The organism is Brevibacillus reuszeri, assembly GCF_002897295.1.
GTDB lineage: Bacteria > Bacillota > Bacilli > Brevibacillales > Brevibacillaceae > Brevibacillus > Brevibacillus reuszeri_A.
This window is the reverse complement of sequence record NZ_BEXF01000025.1, coordinates 73,996-91,332: the sequence shown is the minus strand read 5'-3', so window position 1 is coordinate 91,332 and position 17,337 is coordinate 73,996. Positions and strand designations below refer to the sequence as shown.

Genomic DNA, 17,337 nt, shown 5'->3' with positions numbered 1-17,337 from the left:
GAGCTACTTTACTACGTGCTTTATTTCGGTTTTTACTACCTTTTTGTCTGCGAGATTGAATTCGTTGCCACTTTGCCAGTTGTTTTTCATACTTACGGTAGTATTTGGGATTCTCCACCTTTTCACCTGTAGAGAGAATGGCGAAATCCTTGATTCCAAGGTCAATCCCTACAGTCGGCTCCACTTGTGGCAGCAACAAAACTTCTGTTTCGCAAAGGACAGACACAAAATATTTTCCCGAAGGATTGCGTCTAATTGTAGCTGACAAGATACGTCCGTCAACTTCTCGTGATTTTGCAAACGCAACCCATCCAAGTTTAGGAAGCTTGATACGATTTCCTTCCACTTTGATGTTCATTTTGCATGTATAGGACTGTTTAGGATTCTGCTTACTCTTGAATTTCGGATACCCCTTTTTCACTTTGAAGAACTTTTTGTACGAGAAATCCAAATCTTTCAATGTGGATTGAAGGGCAGTTGAATCCACTTCTTTCAGCCATTCGATTTCTTTTTTAAGTTGCGTTAACATTGCAGAGCAATCGTGGTAGCCCAGCGTTTTCTTTTCCTGTTCGTAAGCCTCTTTTCGTTTTGCGAGGAAGTGATTGAATACGAAGCGCGTGCATCCGATTGTCTTGTTAATGAGTGTCGTTTGTTCTTTGTTTGGATAGAGACGAAATTTGTACGCTCTGTGCATATTCAATCACTCCTTTCCTTCTGAGACCCCATGTATTTCTTACTCACATCCAGTTGAACAGTTCCAATTGTGGCAACAAAGCAGGCGTTTGTCCATAGCGAGGGAAGTCTGCTTTTGAGATGTCTAAACTCCATCCGCAACACTCTGGATGTATAGCCCTTCAAATGTTTTACAACTCGATGAATTCCGAGTATCGTAAAAAGGTTTTGAAAGAACCAATAGACATTCGATTAAAAGAGTTGTTTCATGAAAAGGCTATGGAGCTATGTGCTTAGATAAACGACAAATCTGATATTATTCGCTCACCTTGGCTTGTATGAACGAGACAATCGCTTCGATATCGTTGATGTGAAAATGAGGCAGCTCTGTTTGCTCTATTGCGCCCCAGCTCACGATACCGCACACATTGGTAACGAGTTGGAGCAGCTCCCGATCCTCTGGTTTGTGCAACAGGACGAGCTTGGGATAGCTTTCTCTCTTGAAGCCCTCCACGAGAATCAGATCAGCCCCGGCCTGTGTCAGCCGCTCGACGAGCACAGCAAGCTGCGTCGGCCGCTGCTCTACAATCGCCGTCTTTGTTTTCGAGGTAATCGCTACGAGTGAAGCCCCTGCTTCCCGATAGCGCCATGTATCTTTTCCAGGCTGGTCCCACTCAAAATCATGCCCGCCATCATGCTTGATCACGCCTACTCGTATGCCTGATCGCTCCAATAGCGGAATAAGCTTGGTCAAAAGCGTTGTTTTCCCACTGTTGGAGTAGCCCACCAGCTGCATGACACAAGGTTTTACTGTCATAACCTACCCCTCATTTCTCCAGCTCGGCGTGGAGTGAGAAAGCACACTGACCAGCTCCCCTTCCTCTTTTCCGCTGCCGCCAGCTGGAATCACAATGAAGCACTCACTGTCTTTCAATGTCCCCAGATTGCCTGCCTTTTCGTTGAAATCAGGACGCGCAAAAAGCTCGCCCCCTCGCTCCAGCAGTCTTCCCCGCAAGTAACGCGGATACGGACATGGCTTCGTATAAGGTACATCGAGCTTCGCTTTGATCAGGCAAAGCCCCACCTGCTCCATACCAGATAATTGCTGAATAGCAAGGCGAACAAAAAGCTCGTAACCGAGAAAGCACGCTCCCGGATTTCCTGAAAGCGCGATGTAAGGCTTCCCATGCAATATCATCCCGGTAGTCGGCTTACCCGGACGCATCGCAACCTTGTTAAACAGCAGATCGACCTCTGGTTCGTCCACTAGCGAAGCGATGACATCAAAATCACCCACAGATACTCCTCCGCTGGAAACGAGCAGATCGACCTCCTGCAAGTGCTCGCCGATGATTTTTTTGGCCTTTGCCAGTTCATCAGGCAAATCAGGAAGCAGCACCGGAATGCCCCCTGCCTCTTTAATCAAAGCAGCTAGCATCCACGAGTTGCTGTTACGGATTTTTCCTGCCACAAGTGGCTGATCAATCCTGAGCAGCTCACTGCCTGTAGAGAAAAGGCCAACACGGGGCTGTCGGATCACGGAAAGATGCGTATAGCCGAAGGTAGCCAGAATAGCAAGAGTCCCTGCATTGATCTTCTCGCCTGCCTCCGCTATCACCGTACCACTCGCGATTTCTTCGCCGCGCTCGGAAACATTTTCTCCAGGCTTTAGGACTCGCTTGACGCCTACCATCACTGCATGCTCAGCCGGGTTTTCGGTTTGCTCGAACATAATGACAGCATCGGCACCAGCTGGCATCATTGCCCCGGTCATGATCCTCGTCGCACAGCCTTCTGTAACCTCCAACTGGGGAACCTGCCCCGCTGCAACTGTCTCCAGTACACGTAAATAAACAGGGTGCTCGGCGGAGGCACTGATCGTATCGGCAGCCCTCACGGCAAATCCATCAAGCGGTGAGCGGTCAAAGTGCGGCAGCTCGTATGTGGCATAAACATCTGAAGCCAGTATTCGTCCGTATGCCTCCTCGATTTGAACCGTCTCTTCCCCAAGCTGAGACAGACTTTTTATGAGTCTGTCCACCGCTTCCTCTACCGTGACCATTTGTCGTGAAAAACGCATTTTCAGTACCTCCCCGGATTTGAACATCCGCCCTGGTGTCTCTTGTTTAGCTGATGTTTACTTCCAAATCTTCTATTGGTTTCTCTTTGTATTTTAAATCCTTATTCGCATAAAACGTATCTGCTCGCTCAATTTTGACAGCCGTATTGTATTCCGGAATGCCTGCAAACGATTCATAAACACCCTTTGGAATCAACGCGTTGCCTTCTGGCCAATACACCTGTACATTGCCTCTGGTCGTCCGTTCGAACTTGGCACGCCCTTGAAAGGTTCCATAGCCATTATACACGACAATGTTGTCTCCTTCTTTAATTCGCAAGTCACGTGCATCCTCTGCATTCATCAAAACGTCATAGCGCTCTGCGTTGTTGAATGGATCGACGTTGCTGTAAATCATCGAGTTGAACTGCTTGCCCCTTCGAGTCGTGACGTAGAAGTGACCCTCTGGCTTGTTTAAATCAGGAACCTCGATGGGAAGTAAATTAGCACGACCATCTACTGTCGGACATACCCCGTCTTCACAAAGCCACGCGCCGCCCCATTGGAACACATCGCCCCGTTTTTTCAAATGCTGAATGCCATCGTAGTTTGGATTTGCCAAAGCGATCTCTGCGCGAATTTCTTCCGCAGTCGAAAAATGCATGAGATGCTTTTTCTCCGGGTGCACTCGCGCTGCGAGGTCGACATAGATTTCCCACTCCGCACGCGCCTCCTCAATGCGGGGCCCCTCAATTTCCGCACTGAAATAAACCATTCGCTCGGTACTCGTAGACGTGCCCCCACCTGGCTGTTCATATCGCGTCATGGCAGGCAGGATGATCACTTCTTCCTTGGCGTCAACGAGCGTCGACGTATTGAAAATAATATCCTGATGCACGCGCAGCTCTACGCTCTCCAGACATTTTTGCATAAAGTCAGGGTCTGGCATCGTCTCCAGGAAGTTCCCGCCGCTCGTATAAAACATTCGAGTTTTTCGCTCATGTCCGTCTGGCAAAACTGCGTTTTCCAAGGAGATGCCGACGATATCCCCTTGCCATTTCGGAATAGGAAATTTCCACAGCCCCTCGATGCGCGTCCATGCTTTCTCATCAAAATCCCCACCAGGCAGACTAAACGGATCTGCTCCCATTTCGCCGGAGCCTTGTACCCCTGAGTGCCCCCGAATCGGCATCACGCCGCAATTTTTTCGTCCCAAAAATCCGCGCAATACAGCCAGATTGGCTACCTGTGAGATGTTGTCCGTACCAAAACGGTGCTGCGTCAATCCCATGCTCCAAATAAACACACCTGATTTGGAATTAGCCAGTAGCAGCGCGAACTCCTTCATCCGCTCGCGTGTAAGTCCGGATGATTTCTCCAGCTTTTCCCATGGCTCACCCATGACATGCATGCGGAGCTGTTCAAGTCCATTGGCGTGTTCTTTGACAAAAGCAAGATTAATCGCAGACCCCGGCTTTTCTTTTTCCATCTCAAACCAAATCTTCATCACACCGTTCATGAAAGCAATGTCTCCACCAATGTTGACCTGATAAAAATCGTCAGCGAGCTTGGTTCCAAACAAGGCGCTTTCCGCTACAGACGGAATCCAGTAGTTTTCCATCGCTGGCTCCCGGTACGGATTAATCAGAATGATCTTGGTTCCAGCCTTTTTGGCAGCGTACATGTATTTCGTCGAAACAGGCTGATTGTTAGCGGGCACGGACCCCCAAAATACGAGTACGTCTGTGCCGATCCAATCTTGGTAATTGCAGCTTGACGCCCCGATCCCGACCGAGCGCTTCAGGGCCGTTTTGCTCGGTGAATGACATATTCGTGAGGCGTTGTCGATGTTGTTCGTACCCAAAAACCGCGCCATTTTTGCCGCTGTATAATACACTTCGTTCGTAATCCCGCGGGCCGTCAAGAAAAAGGCGAGCTGCTTGGGACTGATATCCTTGATCTTTTTGGCTACTCGATTTAAAGCATCATCCCAGCTGATGCGGGTAAATTTTGTTTCACCTGGCTTGCGAGAAAGTGGATACGGAATTCTCCCTAATTTGCGCAGCTCTACACTAGACAGCTTTTTGAGTGCATGGATGTCTTCCAGCCACTTTGGATCAATTGCCGGCATCGTATTCAAGCGAAGAACATTCAGGCGTGTCGTGCACAAATGCGGTCCTGTCAGCGTCTGGTCATATAATCCGGATACACCTAGTGCGCATCCGTCACACACGCCCTGCGTCAAAATCCGGTAAGCGTATCCCAGATTGTCCCTGTTTTCATACATAACCTTCATCGTGTCACGAATATGATGTGGCTTTATTTTTCCTAATCCCATCGGCATCATGGAAGCCCACAAAGAAGGCTGCAAGGATGTATCCAGCTTGATTGGTCCGCTGTGCTTGGTTTTGCCCATATGACGTTTCTCCTCTCATAGCGTGCCTATGTGAAAAGCTCTACAAAAAAAACCACCATAAACCGTCCTAATCCGAAAGAAAAGGAGCATGTTCACGGTGGTTGTCTACGGCAGGTTCGCTACCTAGTCCAAGCTTCGTGTTTGTCTCGCGCGAGTTCCGTATGGTCTAATCCGCTGAACAGGAGAACTGCTTCGCCCTAGACTTACGGTTCGATTTTCCATTTTTTCTCGATGTCCTGATCAAAAACAAATATGGACATCCCAAAATCACGCTCGATGTCAATATCGACGAACAGATCGATGAGTTTTGCACCCAGAAACGTTTCCATGTCGACTGGTTGATATTTACGATACATGTCTTTGACCATTTCGGTTCGGGCAGCTCGTAGTGTCTGCTTTCCGTCTTCCGAAGTGGCAATAAACTTTTCCACCGGCGAAAGGTTACCCTCCATCTCACAGATCGCCCAGTTCTTGCAGAACGTGGTATTGATCTTGCTGGGTCCTTTTCCCATATGCCGCTTACGGAAAGCTCTGACTAAATTACTGAATTCTGCTTCGAACTTATTCATCGAGAATACTCACCTTTACTTCAATCATTCATTACCTTAAACTTTACCACTAGTCAACCAGCCAATTCAACTGACTTTTCCTTTTGTTTGGCTTGTTCTTTCAACTTTTTGATATCCAAGCGAATCAAAAGAGAAATGATGAAGGCGACGACGAACATACCTGCGAAAACGTTCATCGTTCCAGTATAGCTTTGCGTTGTACTGCGTACCCATGTAGCGAAAATGGGTCCTGCCAATCCAGCTGCTGCCCAGGCAGTCAAAATGTAACCACGAATCGCTCCTAGCTGCTTCGTTCCGAACAAATCGCCAATATAGGCCGGAATCGAAGAAAATCCTCCACCGTAACAGGTCATGATGATAAACATTGCAATCATGAACAACACCGGGTTACTCAAGTTTGGTAACAAGAAGAATAGCACCATTTGGATCGCAAAAAAAGCTGTATATGTGTTCGGGCGCCCAATATAGTCAGACAACGATGCCCAACCGATGCGTCCTCCGCCATTAAAGAGACCATTGAGACCGACCATTAGCGCAGCAGTTGCAACGGACATTCCGACCATTTCCTGTGCCATTGGAGAAGCGACAGAGATTACTGCGATTCCACAGGTGACGTTGATAAAAAGCATAAGCCACAGCAAGTAAAAGCGGCGTGTCTTGATCGCTTCGTTAGCTGTTAATTGAGACAGATCTTGTTTAATTGTTTTGGTACCCGCCCCTTCAGCTGAATAGCCCTCAGGTAGCCATCCTTTTGGAGGAGGTGCAAGGTATTGTGCTGCTGAGATCATCACAACAAAATAAATAACTCCCAAGATGTAAAACGTATTGGCAATTCCTACGCTATTAATTAACGCATTCATGATCGGACTTGCGATCATAGATGCAAAACCAAATCCCATAATAGCGAGACCTGTTGCTAGACCCCGGCGATCCGGGAACCATTTTACCAGAGTCGACACAGGTGTGATGTAGCCTACTCCGAGACCAATTCCTCCTAGCACACCATAGCACAGATACAATAGTGGCAGGCTGCTCATTTGAATAGCAAATCCAGAGCCAACGATTCCTACTCCAAAGAAAATCGAAGCCAGAATACCTGCTTTACGTGGTCCATGCTTCTCCACGTAGTGACCCAAAAAGGCAGCCGACAACCCCAGAAACAGGATGGCAATACTAAAAGTAAATGTGACATCTGCTAAATCCCAGCCAAACTGTGTCGTAATCGGCTTCGTAAATACGCTCCATGCGTAAACCGAACCGATCGAGATGTGGATACCCACAGCCGCCAGCGCAATCAGCCAGCGGTTCTTTACCTTTTGCTCCATACATACATCTCCTTAAATTAGAATAAGAGCGCCTCTCGCTTGGATTTGGCAGTTCTTTAAAAAAGAAAAACTGCTGGGCCCATCCATTCCCTCTTTACCGGACATACGGAAAAAGGGAATGGATGGAGCACAGCAGTTAATCAGTCAGGCAGGTTCGCTACCTCAGCATTAACGAGCAAGTGTTCAATATTTTCAGGTAGGGAAGCAAATGAACCGGTGACAGGGTCGCTGTTCCGTGCAGATTTGTCCTACCATATTCAATTTAAATAGATTTCGGTAAGTAAGAAAACCTCTATCGTGGCCTCCCAAAGAGGAGCGACCGCGTTTAGCGGAAAGTTTTCATGCGCTCCGGAATTCATAAGCGTCATACGCTTATAAATTCCTATACGTTAAAAAAATTTTGTGATGGAATTACCTCACATAGTATAGTACCATGTAAGCGCTCACTCGACAATAAGTTCCTTTGAATCAAGGAGGTCGTCATGTCAGAACTGACAAAAACCATCCGTCGCAGCGTACTTAAAATAGAGGCTGACAAGCACAATTGGGAAGAGGATGAGATCGTAACGGAATATCCACTTACCATTTTTCTAGGCGATGAGGAATTTGCTACGATCGTCTGTACTCCCGCTGATCTGGAAGAAATGGTGATCGGTTTTTTGGCAGCAGAAGGAGCCATTCAATCGTATGCGGAGATCAAGCAGCTTACCATCGACGAAGCACAGGGCTTCGCCTACGTTGACTTGCATAAGGAAACGATCTTGTCGCAAAGCTTTTATTCCAAGCGGCGCATTACTTCCTGCTGTGGAAAAAGCCGGCAGTCTTTTTACTTTTTCAGCGATGCCCGTACCGCTAAGCCTGTAGCAGGTACTGCCACTGCCACACCAGCTGCATGCATTCAGCTGATGAAGGAGCTGCAGGCGTCTTCCTCCATCCACAAACAAACGGGTGGCGTGCATAATGCTGCTCTGTGCACATCTGATAGCGTGCTTTTGCAATACTCGGATATCGGCCGGCATAATGCGCTGGACAAAATCTATGGATACTGTCTGCGTGAAAATATCACCACAGCTGACAAAATTCTTGTTTTTAGTGGGCGCATTTCTTCTGAGGTTTTACTAAAAGCAGCGAAAATTGGAGCTGGCATCATCCTCTCCAAATCGGCGCCGACGGATCTGGCACTCCAGCTCGCCGATGAGCTGAACATCACGGCTGTAGGGTTTGTCCGTAACAACAAGATGAACGTGTATACACAAGCAGAGCGAATCATTCTTTCTTGATCACAGCAAAAACGGGATATGCTTAGCGCTCTCCCGTTTTTCTCTTTTTCTCCTGGTTTTTCGCTAGCTCATACTCTTCTGGTGTATTGGCATTAAAAACGGCCCAGTCGTCCAGTAAGCCCTCAGGAGTTGTGCGCAGCCGCAGCTTGTCCAACGTAGCCATAAGTCTCAGCTCATTCTGTTGCAAAGCCTGCTCCCAATACGTTTGTGACCGCCTATTATAGACAGCGCACAGTGGATGAAGTCTTCCGTTCACCTGAGCAGCTACGACGTCCCATTCGCTCTGTCCCTTGGCATAGGCAATCAATTTATTCATTTGCTCTCGGTCCATAAACGGAAGATCACAGGATAGGACGAGCAGCAGCTCGTCCTGACAAATGCGAAAAGCAGTGACAAGACCACTGATGGGGCCAGCTGACGGAACGAGATCTGGCGTGATTTTTACACCTGCTGCGTGCTTTATTTCTGCAGGTAAGCGCTCTGGATGGTTGGTTACGAGGAGGCACTCCATGCCATCCTGCGTGACCTCCTTCACTAGCTCTGTAAGAAAGGTTCCCTCTCTCCACGCAAGCAGCTCTTTCGGAGAACCCATTCGAGTGCTGTTTCCACCTGCCAAAATGACTGCGCTTATTTTTTGCATACTCTTACTGACCTCCCTCGTGTCCGCTTGCTATCAATCTACTACTTCTTACTTTTCCCTTCATGCTCGTCGTTGTCAAGGCAAAAGCCCGGACCAAAGCCCGGGCTCACCATTTTATTCCATTAACCAGTTACAGTTGTAGATACCCGCTGACCCTGTGCTCCCGTTTGATAGACATCATCAGTTCTGGAGTCAGCTTCGTCTTCAATCTCACAAGCCATCTATCATTAATCAGTCTTCGTCCTCGTCGTCGCCGTCTTCTTCGTCTTCGTCGTCGCCGTCTTCTTCGTCTTCGTCGTCGCCGTCTTCTTCGTCTTCTTCGTCGCCGTCTTCTTCGTCGCCGTCTTCTTCGTCTTCGTCGTCGCCGTCTTCTTCGTCGCCGTCTTCTTCGTCTTCGTCGTCGCCGTCTTCTTCGTCCTCGTCGTCGCCATCTTCTTCGTCTTCGTCGTCGCCGTCTTCTTCGTCTTCGTCGTCGCCGTCTTCTTCGTCGCCGTCTTCTTCGTCGCCGTCTTCTTCGTCGCCGTCTTCTTCGTCAGATTCGTACTCTTCTTCGTATTCTTCTTCGTCGTCCATTACTTCATCGTCTAATTCTTGAAATTCCATTCTTACACCCCCTCTGCTCCATGCTTAATACTATTCATACGGTGGAGTTCGGCATTTTGTTTGGATGGCTGTCCTCTCTCGCCTGCCTGTTTCAAGAAAAATTTTATCCCGATGTGGTACTGCAAGCGGGAAAATTCAGTTGGATCTATCGTTCTTTTCAAGTTGACAAAACACATTATTAGTTTATAATAAATATTAACAAATAATAATTATCAAAAAGGAGAGATTCTATTATGGCAACCGTAACTAATCTTTTAAATAAACAAGTAGCAAACTGGACTGTCCTTTACACCAAGCTCCACAATTTCCACTGGAATGTGAAAGGACCTCACTTTTTTACCTTGCATCAAAAATTCGAGGAGCTATACACTGAAGCCGCTGGCCACATCGATACATTGGCAGAGCGCGTACTCAGTATCGGCGGCAAGCCAGTTGCTACACTCAGCGCAAGTCTGCAAACCGCAAGCATCGCTGAAGCACAGGGAAATGAATCCGCAGAACAAATGGTCGAGACAGTTGTTCGTGATTTCGCCATTCTTCTGGAGGAAACAAAGCTTGCCATGGAAGCGGCAGACCAAGCAGGCGATGAAGCTACAGCTGACATGCTCCTCGCGATTCGCAGCGGTTTGGAAAAACACGTTTGGATGCTGCAAGCCTTCTTGCAATAAGAAGCTTCTGTATTTGAAAACTTGGCTACGCCAAATGGCTTGGCGTAGCCTTAGTTGCACTTATACGATCATCCTTAATAATTTTTACTCTCCTATAGTACAAAAAAGGCGACGTGCTTTTGCACGATCGCCTTTGTTTTATTCCGCGGGCAGGGAGAAAATCAGCTTTCTTCCGTCCTTTTCGACCTTGACCTGCGGCAAATATTTAAGTGACTTTTGTACACCAATATACGGGCTTGCGAACTCCACAGCATGTCTGCGCTTTAACTCATCACAGAGCTCAACTAACGACATAGGGGACATCGTTTCCCTTAACAGGGTGTTAATTTGCTTGGCTACCTCTAAATAATCATGACGAACATGCGCCTTTCTTACTTTCATGCGCTTCGTCAGTTCAACGGGAGCTTCTTCCGTAGTGGTAGCCACTTCCTGTGTGTACTGGTCTTCCTCAATTCCTTCCTGGGCGTCCATCTCCCGAATTCGACTTAAAATCTGCTTGATGTCAGCGCCAAGCTGCTTGTCCTGGTCTACATATTGCCTGCGCAGCACCATTCTTTGTTCCAGCAAGGCCTGTAATGTCATTTGCAATGCTTTCCGCTCGTTAAACATCGCCTTATGTTTTCCCCTTTGCGATAAAAGTAGAATTCGTGGAATTATCACTAATAATAATATAATTCCATCAACTTGAAAATGAGGAAAATTAGGCGCACGAACAATGGGCAATCGCTTATCTTAACGTATAAGAATTTATAAGCGCGAACGCTTATGAATTCTGGAGCGCATAAAAACTTTCCGCTAAAACGCGGTCGCTCATCCTTGAGCAGGCCTCGGTAGAGGTTTTTTTAACAGTAGGCTTTTCATTCTTGAGTGACAGAGGATGTTGCTGGATGGACTTTCATTTAACGATTGTTGGTCTGCTGGTAGGCTTTCTCGTCGGCCTTACCGGAGTAGGCGGAGCGGCGCTTTTAACTCCCATTCTCATTTTCCTGGGCATTTCGCCTACGGTAGCTGTGGGGACCGATCTCGTATATAATTCCATCACCAAAATATTTGGTACATGGCAGCACTGGCGCCAAAAAACCGTTCATTTTTCCATTGTCCTCTATCTCGCTATCGGCAGCATCCCTAGTGCAATCGCTGCTGTGAATGTCATGAACTGGATTCATCTACACGTTGCTGGCGCCGATCAGATTTTTAAACGCATTCTTGGCTTCGCCCTGATTTTGATCCCTATCGCCATGCTGGTCAAAAGCATTTTAGATCGTAGAAACCCCCAACTCAATCGCTGGCAACAAATGCCGATCGTCCAAAAACGCTCCATGCTTATTGTCCTTGGAGCCATACTCGGATTTCTCGTCGGCTTGACCTCGATTGGCAGCGGTTCCTTATTTGCCATCGCACTGATGCATTTTTTCACACTTTCTGGAAAAGAAGTCGTAGGAACTGATATCGCTCACGCCTTCTTTCTCACCAGTGCGGCAGGACTTGCCCATATGAGCTTTGGAACCGTTGATTTCCTGACGGTCGTACAGCTCTTGCTCGGTTCGGTTCCTGGAGTACTGGCGGGGAGCATGCTCTCCTGCAAAGTCCCAACGATCTGGCTTAAATGCGTCATTTCCGTAGTCATTATTATTAGTGGGATCAAGATTATCCAGATTTGAGCAGCAGGAAAAGAGCAGGATACCTCATCCACATTCAGTTAGAGTCGGGTGGGGCTCCTGCTCTTGCAGTGCCTGTGCCAATTATTCATCAATCAATCTTTTCTTTCGTAAACCATATATAATTGTATAAAAAGGATATAGGAGGGATTTTATGAAACTAGTAGGTCAACGAATATACCTTCGACCTTACAAGATTTCTGACGCCAGCGAGTTAGCTAACTTACATACGAGAAACCGCGAATTTTTTCAACGAGTTTCCCCATTACTCCCAGAAGCCTTTTATACAGAAGAACATCAAAAAATGCGCATTGAACGGGTATCAAAAATGACAGACGAAGGGCAAGCATATGCTTTCGGGATCTTCTTAAAAGCAGCTGATAAACTTATCGGAGACATTTCATTAACTCAAATTGCCAGGGGAGACGTCCAAAGCTGTTGTACGGGATTTACTTTAGACAAGGAGTATAATTCAAAGGGCTATACAACAGAAGCTCTTCAACTTGTTGTTGATTATGCTTTTAGAGAATTAAAACTACATAGAATTGAAGCAGGAGCTATGCCTGACAATATAGCGTCTATTCGTGTATTGGAAAAAGTAGGGTTTCAAAAAGAAGGTATAGCGAAAGAAAATCTAAAGATTAATGGCAAATGGACAGATCATCAAATATTAGCTATCATCAACAGCCTGGATGTGTAATACCGCTTATGAAGATATGGATTGTACAAAAAATCCCCCTTAGAATCGTACAGGAATGTATCTCCCATGCGGCTCTAAGGGGGACTGGAGCTATTGTTGCTTAAACAAACATATTTGCAATCAAGAGACAAATCAGACCAACAAACCAAGCGATCGTCGTAGGAACAGACCAAACCATGATTTGCTCTTTTACGTTTTTGATGCCCAGCATGCGGTTAACAACCCAGAACAAGCTGTCGTTGAAATAGGAGAAGATCATCGAGCCCATCGCAGCGGCTTGAGCTGCCAGTGCCATATTGACCTCCATATTCCCCAAGATCGGCGCGGAAATAGATGCGGCTGTAACCATTGCGACAGTACCGCTACCTTGGACTAGACGTACCAGCGTCGACACAAAGAAAGGAATCAGAACCGCAGGCAATGGCAAGCCAGCAATTTGTCCAGCGATGAAATCTCCTGCTCCACTTTCACGTAAAACAGCTCCAAGTGCACCACCCGCACCGGTAACGAGAATGATGATCCCGGCTGTCTGAATGCCTTCCTCCATCCGATCGAGCGTTTCCGAGCGGCTCATATGACCAGCCAAAGCGTAGATTGCAGCAATCAAACCAATACTTACAGCAATAATCGGTTTACCCAGGAAAATCAGAATTTCAAAAAAGCCTGTCTTCAGCTCCATAGCGGAGAGCGTCGTATTCAGGAAAATGAGAATGATCGGTACCAGAATCGGCAGCAATGATCTCGTGAGTGAAGGCAGCTCTGACGATTTCTTATCGACTAGGTTAACAAATTCCTGATACGCCATTTTTGTATCGGGTCTTGTGAAGCCTTCATCCGAATCATCCGGAATTTGATAAATTCGATTCCCCAACCATTTTGCATAAAGAACGCCTATGATCATGATCGGAATACCGAACAGCAAGCCCAGTCCGATCATCACGCCAATATCGACTCCGAATATTCCTGCTACACCAAGCGGACCTGGGGTAGGCGGCACCAGTGAGTGGGTAATCACGAGTCCGACAGCAAGGGCAACACCTATCGAAATCACAGATTTACCCGTTTTCTTTGAAAGCGCTTTTACTAAAGGATTTAAAATAACAAAGGCAGAGTCCACAAAGATCGGGATGGACACCACATAACCTGCGATCGCCATTGCCCATTCTTCTTTTTTCTTCCCGACAAAACGGATCAGGGAGTACGCTAATGTTTCAGCAGCACCGGATACCTCCAGAATTCGCCCGATCATGACGCCCAATCCAATAATAATCCCAATGGAAGCGAGCGTACTGCCAAACCCTGCGGAAATGGTATCTGCTACTTTTCCTGGGGGCATGCCTCCTACAATACCTGCAATCGAAGCCGCAATAATTAACGCGAGAAAAGCATGAATTTTCGTTCTTAGGACAAGAAAAATCAAAACGATAACAGCCAAAACCAAGCCGACAACCATTTGTGTTCCTGAAACGTCCATAATTCTACTCCCCCTCTACACGAAAACGGTTTCAGCTGAATGGATTTGTAATGAAGGAATCTCAGTCATCCTTCATTACAAATCGCGAATCCAGCAAAGCAGCTAGACTAATCTAAGCTTATAGGGTATTACTTGTAAATTTAGGCGCATATTGAGCAGCCAGCTTGATGCACTCTTCCATACTGATGCTCTCTGCGATGTTTTTCCCTGCAATGTCAAAGGCTGTACCGTGATCGACAGAGGTACGCAAGAATGGCAATCCATTCGTAATCGAGATGGTTCGATGGAAATCTGTCATTTTTGCGGCGATATGCCCTTGGTCATGGTATAGGGACAACACAGCATCATATTTTCCTTGCAGTGCCTGGAAGAATACAGAATCCGCCGGAACAGGGCCTACTGCATCAATCCCTGCCTGCTTGCCTGCCTCTACACCTGGCTTGATTTCTTCCACTTCCTCCATGCCAAACAGTCCGCCTTCACCACTGTGTGGATTCAGTCCAGCAACCGCAATCTTTCTTGTTTCAACTCCCAAGCGTTGCAGTGCCTGGTCGCAGCGAATCAGGTAATCGAGCACTCTTTCCTTGGTCATCTGCCCAATGGCATCCTTCAGGGACAAATGGCGTGTCAGGAAGAAAATTCTCATTCCATTTACTTCAAACATGGTCAATGGATCTTTTGTGTTGGTGAGCTCTTCAAGCATCTCTGTATGCCCGATAAAAGGCACCTTCGCCGCTTGCAGCGATTCCTTGTTGATCGGAGTGGTAGCCAGCGCTTTGACTTCGCCGTTCATCGCCAGCTCTACAGATTTTTTGATGTATTCAAAAGCACCTTGTCCACCTTGTGCCGATACCTGACCGTAATCCAGTTTGTCGATATCGATATTGTTCAGGTTGATCACATCAACCGTTCCAAGCTCGTATTTTCCTTCAGCTGGCGAGGTCACTTCATTGATTTTCAGATCCGCATTGACGATTGCGATTGCTTTTTCGAGTACCTTGGAATCGCCGACTACAAGCGGCTTGCATACATCGTAGATCTCTTTTTTAGTCAACGATTTCATCGTGATTTCTGGTCCAATTCCCGCTGGGTCACCCATTGGAATAGCAATAATCGCTCTCTGTGTTGTCATATGGTTCTTCCTCCTTAACATTTGGCCAAAAGAAATTTGATGCTCGTATAGATTGCTTTTGCATCACCAGCCATACCGCCTTTGGTTACAAGCGGTATGCCATCTAGATACCCTCCGATCAGGTGACCGTAAGCCACCAAGGGAAGTATCTCTACCTCCAGCTTGATCCCCTCTGCTCCACCAACAGCACAAAGCGATGCGGTCACATCTCCGCCACTTGTAAAGCATCCGCCGATTTCATATTCGCTTCGTTGAATCACAAAGCGCGTGATTTTGCCCAATCCGTCGGCGATGCGTTTTGCCAGACTGTCCTGAGTGGTGTTTTGCTCTTGTGCGATTTCCTTCAGGTTCAGTGGTTCCGCAAAAGGCGAGTTCGTCGTGATAATCAAGATGGACTGCTTTTTCATTTCCTCCAGGACTAGCTGGATTACGCGATCCGTCTCTTCATCCCACGTTTGCGTCATGCTCGCCAATTTCTTTGCGTCCACGTAGATCGGCTGGGCACCTGTTTTTTCCGTCAGATATTGCAGCTGCTTGGCTGCATTCGAGGTGATGCTTCCTACCGTCACAATGATCTTTTTATCCTTTGCATGTGAGCGGGTGTACACTTTGGAATAGGTCGCGGACAGGGGCCCTGGATCGACAGGAATCATCCGATAGTCCTTAATCGCCGCCATGGCTTTGGCAATCGATTCGATCTCCTCGTCTGTTACGGCATCCAGAACAAGAATCCGTACTCCCTGCTCGATTTTCGCCCTCATCGCCTGTTCAATGGTCTTCTCACCGGCTAATACGGTTTCCAACCCGATATAGGAAACAGAATGGCTGCTTTGTTTTTGTACGATGGTCGGCACATATGATTCTGTGATCGGCGCCACCGGGTCCTTTGCCACATCGGTCGCTTGCAGGGGGACTCCATTGACCAAGAGATAGCCTCCCGAGGTAATCCGCCCTGATTCCGGATAGGACGCAACTACTACTGCGATCGCTTTTTCACCAAGCTCAGTCAAAACGGTATCGAGCTCCACCCCGATATTGCCCCGGACCGTACTGTCAATTCGCTTGCAGATGACATGAGCTCCCCATTTTGTGAGATTCTCCAGCACGGTCTTCACTCTTATCTGGGCTACTTCTTCTCTCGCATAACGACTGTCTGTATCGATACATACCGCGTTATACGCATCAGATGTAGGCAGATTGTTATAGTGAACCATCGTTGCTGCCTCAAAGCCTTGCCGGGCGAGTCTCACTCCAGTCGCGTTAGCCCCTGTCAAGTCATCCGCAATGACTCCAATTTTCATGTGGCCTCTCCCACCTCTGCTGTTACAACTCTCAGATGCTCTTTTAGCTTTTCTTTGTCTTCTTCTGCTAGCCCATCATCTGTAATCCAGCCATTGATGCCAGATAGATCGCAGACCTTTGTAAAAGCCTTCTGGTCAAACTTGCTCGAATCTGCCACTAACCAGGTAGTCTCTGCTGCTTCTATCATGAGTTTTTTTATGGAAGCCTTTTCAAACGTAGGTACTGTAACGCCAGCGTCGAGATGAATAGCATGTGCACCCAGGAAAAACAAGTCTACATTGATGTTTTTCAGAATTTGCTCCGTCAAGGGTCCAAATAAAGCCCCGACATTATTTTGCAGCTCTCCGCCTGCCACAATGATTTTTACCTCACTGTCCATCAGCTCGACCGCGATTTTAATATCATTGGTAATCACTGTGAGATTTTTTCTATGCTTGAGTAATCTGGCAATCTCCAGGTTCGTCGTTCCCGAATCCAACAGGATGGTTGAATGATCCTGAACGAATTCCACGGCTCTCTGGGCAATTTGCCTTTTTTGTTTACTGTATTTGCCTTCTTTTGTGAGAAAGGGAGTTTCGTGAATCAAAGGCTTGTTAAGAACAGCCCCTCCAAACGTCCGAATAATTTTCTCTTCCTCTTCCAAGGTAGACAAATCTCTGCGGATCGTCATGGCTGATACATTCAATCGCTCAGCTAACTGGTCGATATCGATTTTCTCGTCTTGGCTTAACTGTTCCAAAATCCATTTTCTTCGCTCTTGTGGTAACAAAGACATCACCCTTTGTTAATTTAGAACATCTCATGATGATATTATGTTATTTTTGAACAACTTTGTCAAT

The 17,337-nt window shown here is 47.0% G+C and carries 17 protein-coding genes and 2 pseudogenes; 5 read left to right on the top strand and 14 right to left on the bottom strand.

What is annotated here, in order from left to right:
• Positions 1-694 (bottom strand): RNA-guided endonuclease TnpB family protein (locus C3B52_RS28340; RefSeq protein WP_164684981.1); only part of this gene is annotated, 694 nt, incomplete at its 3' end.
• 2 nt (positions 695-696) lie between these two features.
• Positions 697-882 (bottom strand): annotated as a pseudogene (locus C3B52_RS28335) (transposase); the annotation flags it as partial.
• Here C3B52_RS28335 and C3B52_RS38405 point away from each other — a divergent pair.
• Positions 883-966: pseudogene (locus tag C3B52_RS38405) on the top strand (IS200/IS605 family transposase); the annotation flags it as partial.
• Positions 967-988: 22 nt separating this feature from the next.
• On the opposite strand, the gene mobB reads toward C3B52_RS38405, so the two are convergent.
• The 5 genes from mobB to C3B52_RS28305 all read right to left on the bottom strand — a co-directional run bounded on the left by mobB (position 989) and on the right by C3B52_RS28305 (position 7,041).
• A complete protein-coding gene (mobB, locus tag C3B52_RS28325; protein WP_103109725.1) occupies positions 989-1,489 on the bottom strand; it encodes a molybdopterin-guanine dinucleotide biosynthesis protein B in 501 nt (166 codons plus the stop codon).
• Between the two features lie 3 nt (positions 1,490-1,492).
• A complete protein-coding gene (locus tag C3B52_RS28320) occupies positions 1,493-2,752 on the bottom strand; it encodes a molybdopterin molybdotransferase MoeA (protein ID WP_103109724.1) in 1,260 nt (419 codons plus the stop codon).
• A gap of 46 nt (positions 2,753-2,798) precedes the next feature.
• Complete coding sequence (locus tag C3B52_RS28315) at positions 2,799-5,147, bottom strand: FdhF/YdeP family oxidoreductase (protein ID WP_103109723.1); 2,349 nt, start codon at positions 5,145-5,147, stop codon at positions 2,799-2,801.
• A 203-nt stretch (positions 5,148-5,350) separates the two neighbouring features.
• Complete coding sequence (locus C3B52_RS28310) at positions 5,351-5,716, bottom strand: DUF2294 domain-containing protein (protein WP_103109722.1); 366 nt, start codon at positions 5,714-5,716, stop codon at positions 5,351-5,353.
• A 53-nt stretch (positions 5,717-5,769) separates the two neighbouring features.
• Complete coding sequence (locus C3B52_RS28305) at positions 5,770-7,041, bottom strand: L-lactate MFS transporter (protein ID WP_103109721.1); 1,272 nt, start codon at positions 7,039-7,041, stop codon at positions 5,770-5,772.
• A 482-nt stretch (positions 7,042-7,523) separates the two neighbouring features.
• Between C3B52_RS28305 and fdhD the strand changes: the two genes are divergently transcribed.
• Positions 7,524-8,321 carry a formate dehydrogenase accessory sulfurtransferase FdhD gene (gene fdhD / locus C3B52_RS28300; RefSeq protein WP_103109720.1) on the top strand — a complete coding sequence of 266 codons (798 nt, stop codon included), beginning with the start codon at positions 7,524-7,526 and terminating at the stop codon, positions 8,319-8,321.
• Positions 8,322-8,343: 22 nt separating this feature from the next.
• Here fdhD and mobA read toward each other — a convergent pair whose 3' ends face one another.
• The gene (gene mobA / locus C3B52_RS28295; RefSeq protein ID WP_103109719.1) at positions 8,344-8,961 is read right to left on the bottom strand and encodes a molybdenum cofactor guanylyltransferase; all 618 of its coding nucleotides are present in this window, start codon (positions 8,959-8,961) and stop codon (positions 8,344-8,346) included.
• A 231-nt stretch (positions 8,962-9,192) separates the two neighbouring features.
• Entirely contained in the window at positions 9,193-9,564 is a 372-nt protein-coding gene (locus tag C3B52_RS37155) for a hypothetical protein (RefSeq protein WP_201264956.1), read from the bottom strand.
• A 233-nt stretch (positions 9,565-9,797) separates the two neighbouring features.
• Between C3B52_RS37155 and C3B52_RS28285 the strand changes: the two genes are divergently transcribed.
• Positions 9,798-10,232, top strand: a complete 435-nt coding sequence (locus tag C3B52_RS28285; RefSeq protein WP_201264955.1) for a Dps family protein — start codon at positions 9,798-9,800, stop codon at positions 10,230-10,232.
• Between the two features lie 138 nt (positions 10,233-10,370).
• Here C3B52_RS28285 and C3B52_RS28280 read toward each other — a convergent pair whose 3' ends face one another.
• Entirely contained in the window at positions 10,371-10,841 is a 471-nt protein-coding gene (locus C3B52_RS28280) for a hypothetical protein (RefSeq protein ID WP_103109717.1), read from the bottom strand.
• 278 nt (positions 10,842-11,119) lie between these two features.
• Here C3B52_RS28280 and C3B52_RS28275 point away from each other — a divergent pair, with 278 nt between their 5' ends.
• Together C3B52_RS28275 and C3B52_RS28270 are read left to right on the top strand one after the other, a co-directional pair.
• Complete coding sequence (locus C3B52_RS28275) at positions 11,120-11,893, top strand: sulfite exporter TauE/SafE family protein (protein ID WP_103109716.1); 774 nt, start codon at positions 11,120-11,122, stop codon at positions 11,891-11,893.
• Between the two features lie 151 nt (positions 11,894-12,044).
• Complete coding sequence (locus C3B52_RS28270; RefSeq protein ID WP_103109715.1) at positions 12,045-12,590, top strand: GNAT family N-acetyltransferase; 546 nt, start codon at positions 12,045-12,047, stop codon at positions 12,588-12,590.
• Positions 12,591-12,690: 100 nt separating this feature from the next.
• Here C3B52_RS28270 and C3B52_RS28265 read toward each other — a convergent pair whose 3' ends face one another.
• From C3B52_RS28265 to C3B52_RS28250, 4 genes are all read right to left on the bottom strand, one after another.
• Positions 12,691-14,064, bottom strand: a complete 1,374-nt coding sequence (locus C3B52_RS28265; protein WP_103109714.1) for a GntP family permease — start codon at positions 14,062-14,064, stop codon at positions 12,691-12,693.
• A gap of 118 nt (positions 14,065-14,182) precedes the next feature.
• Positions 14,183-15,196 (bottom strand): 4-hydroxythreonine-4-phosphate dehydrogenase PdxA, encoded by a 1,014-nt coding sequence (pdxA, locus tag C3B52_RS28260; RefSeq protein ID WP_103109713.1) that lies wholly within the window; start codon positions 15,194-15,196, stop codon positions 14,183-14,185.
• Positions 15,197-15,210: 14 nt separating this feature from the next.
• The gene (locus C3B52_RS28255; protein ID WP_103109712.1) at positions 15,211-16,497 is read right to left on the bottom strand and encodes a four-carbon acid sugar kinase family protein; all 1,287 of its coding nucleotides are present in this window, start codon (positions 16,495-16,497) and stop codon (positions 15,211-15,213) included.
• On the bottom strand, positions 16,494-17,267 hold the full coding sequence (locus tag C3B52_RS28250; RefSeq protein ID WP_103109711.1) for a DeoR/GlpR family DNA-binding transcription regulator: 774 nt from the start codon (positions 17,265-17,267) through the stop codon (positions 16,494-16,496). The genes C3B52_RS28255 and C3B52_RS28250 overlap by 4 nt, the downstream gene beginning before the upstream one ends.
• Positions 17,268-17,337: the final 70 nt, after the last annotated feature.

What these genes read in the sequence shown, in the direction of transcription:
- mobB (WP_103109725.1), bottom strand. Translation starts at nt 1,489, where the DNA reads ATGACAGTAAAACCTTGTGTCATGCAGCTGGTGGGCTACTCCAACAGT.
- C3B52_RS28320 (WP_103109724.1), bottom strand. Translation starts at nt 2,752, where the DNA reads ATGCGTTTTTCACGACAAATGGTCACGGTAGAGGAAGCGGTGGACAGA.
- C3B52_RS28315 (WP_103109723.1), bottom strand. Translation starts at nt 5,147, where the DNA reads ATGGGCAAAACCAAGCACAGCGGACCAATCAAGCTGGATACATCCTTG.
- C3B52_RS28310 (WP_103109722.1), bottom strand. Translation starts at nt 5,716, where the DNA reads ATGAATAAGTTCGAAGCAGAATTCAGTAATTTAGTCAGAGCTTTCCGT.
- C3B52_RS28305 (WP_103109721.1), bottom strand. Translation starts at nt 7,041, where the DNA reads ATGGAGCAAAAGGTAAAGAACCGCTGGCTGATTGCGCTGGCGGCTGTG.
- fdhD (WP_103109720.1), top strand. Translation starts at nt 7,524, where the DNA reads ATGTCAGAACTGACAAAAACCATCCGTCGCAGCGTACTTAAAATAGAG.
- mobA (WP_103109719.1), bottom strand. Translation starts at nt 8,961, where the DNA reads ATGCAAAAAATAAGCGCAGTCATTTTGGCAGGTGGAAACAGCACTCGA.
- C3B52_RS37155 (WP_201264956.1), bottom strand. Translation starts at nt 9,564, where the DNA reads ATGGAATTTCAAGAATTAGACGATGAAGTAATGGACGACGAAGAAGAA.
- C3B52_RS28285 (WP_201264955.1), top strand. Translation starts at nt 9,798, where the DNA reads ATGGCAACCGTAACTAATCTTTTAAATAAACAAGTAGCAAACTGGACT.
- C3B52_RS28280 (WP_103109717.1), bottom strand. Translation starts at nt 10,841, where the DNA reads ATGTTTAACGAGCGGAAAGCATTGCAAATGACATTACAGGCCTTGCTG.
- C3B52_RS28275 (WP_103109716.1), top strand. Translation starts at nt 11,120, where the DNA reads ATGGACTTTCATTTAACGATTGTTGGTCTGCTGGTAGGCTTTCTCGTC.
- C3B52_RS28270 (WP_103109715.1), top strand. Translation starts at nt 12,045, where the DNA reads ATGAAACTAGTAGGTCAACGAATATACCTTCGACCTTACAAGATTTCT.
- C3B52_RS28265 (WP_103109714.1), bottom strand. Translation starts at nt 14,064, where the DNA reads ATGGACGTTTCAGGAACACAAATGGTTGTCGGCTTGGTTTTGGCTGTT.
- pdxA (WP_103109713.1), bottom strand. Translation starts at nt 15,196, where the DNA reads ATGACAACACAGAGAGCGATTATTGCTATTCCAATGGGTGACCCAGCG.
- C3B52_RS28255 (WP_103109712.1), bottom strand. Translation starts at nt 16,497, where the DNA reads ATGAAAATTGGAGTCATTGCGGATGACTTGACAGGGGCTAACGCGACT.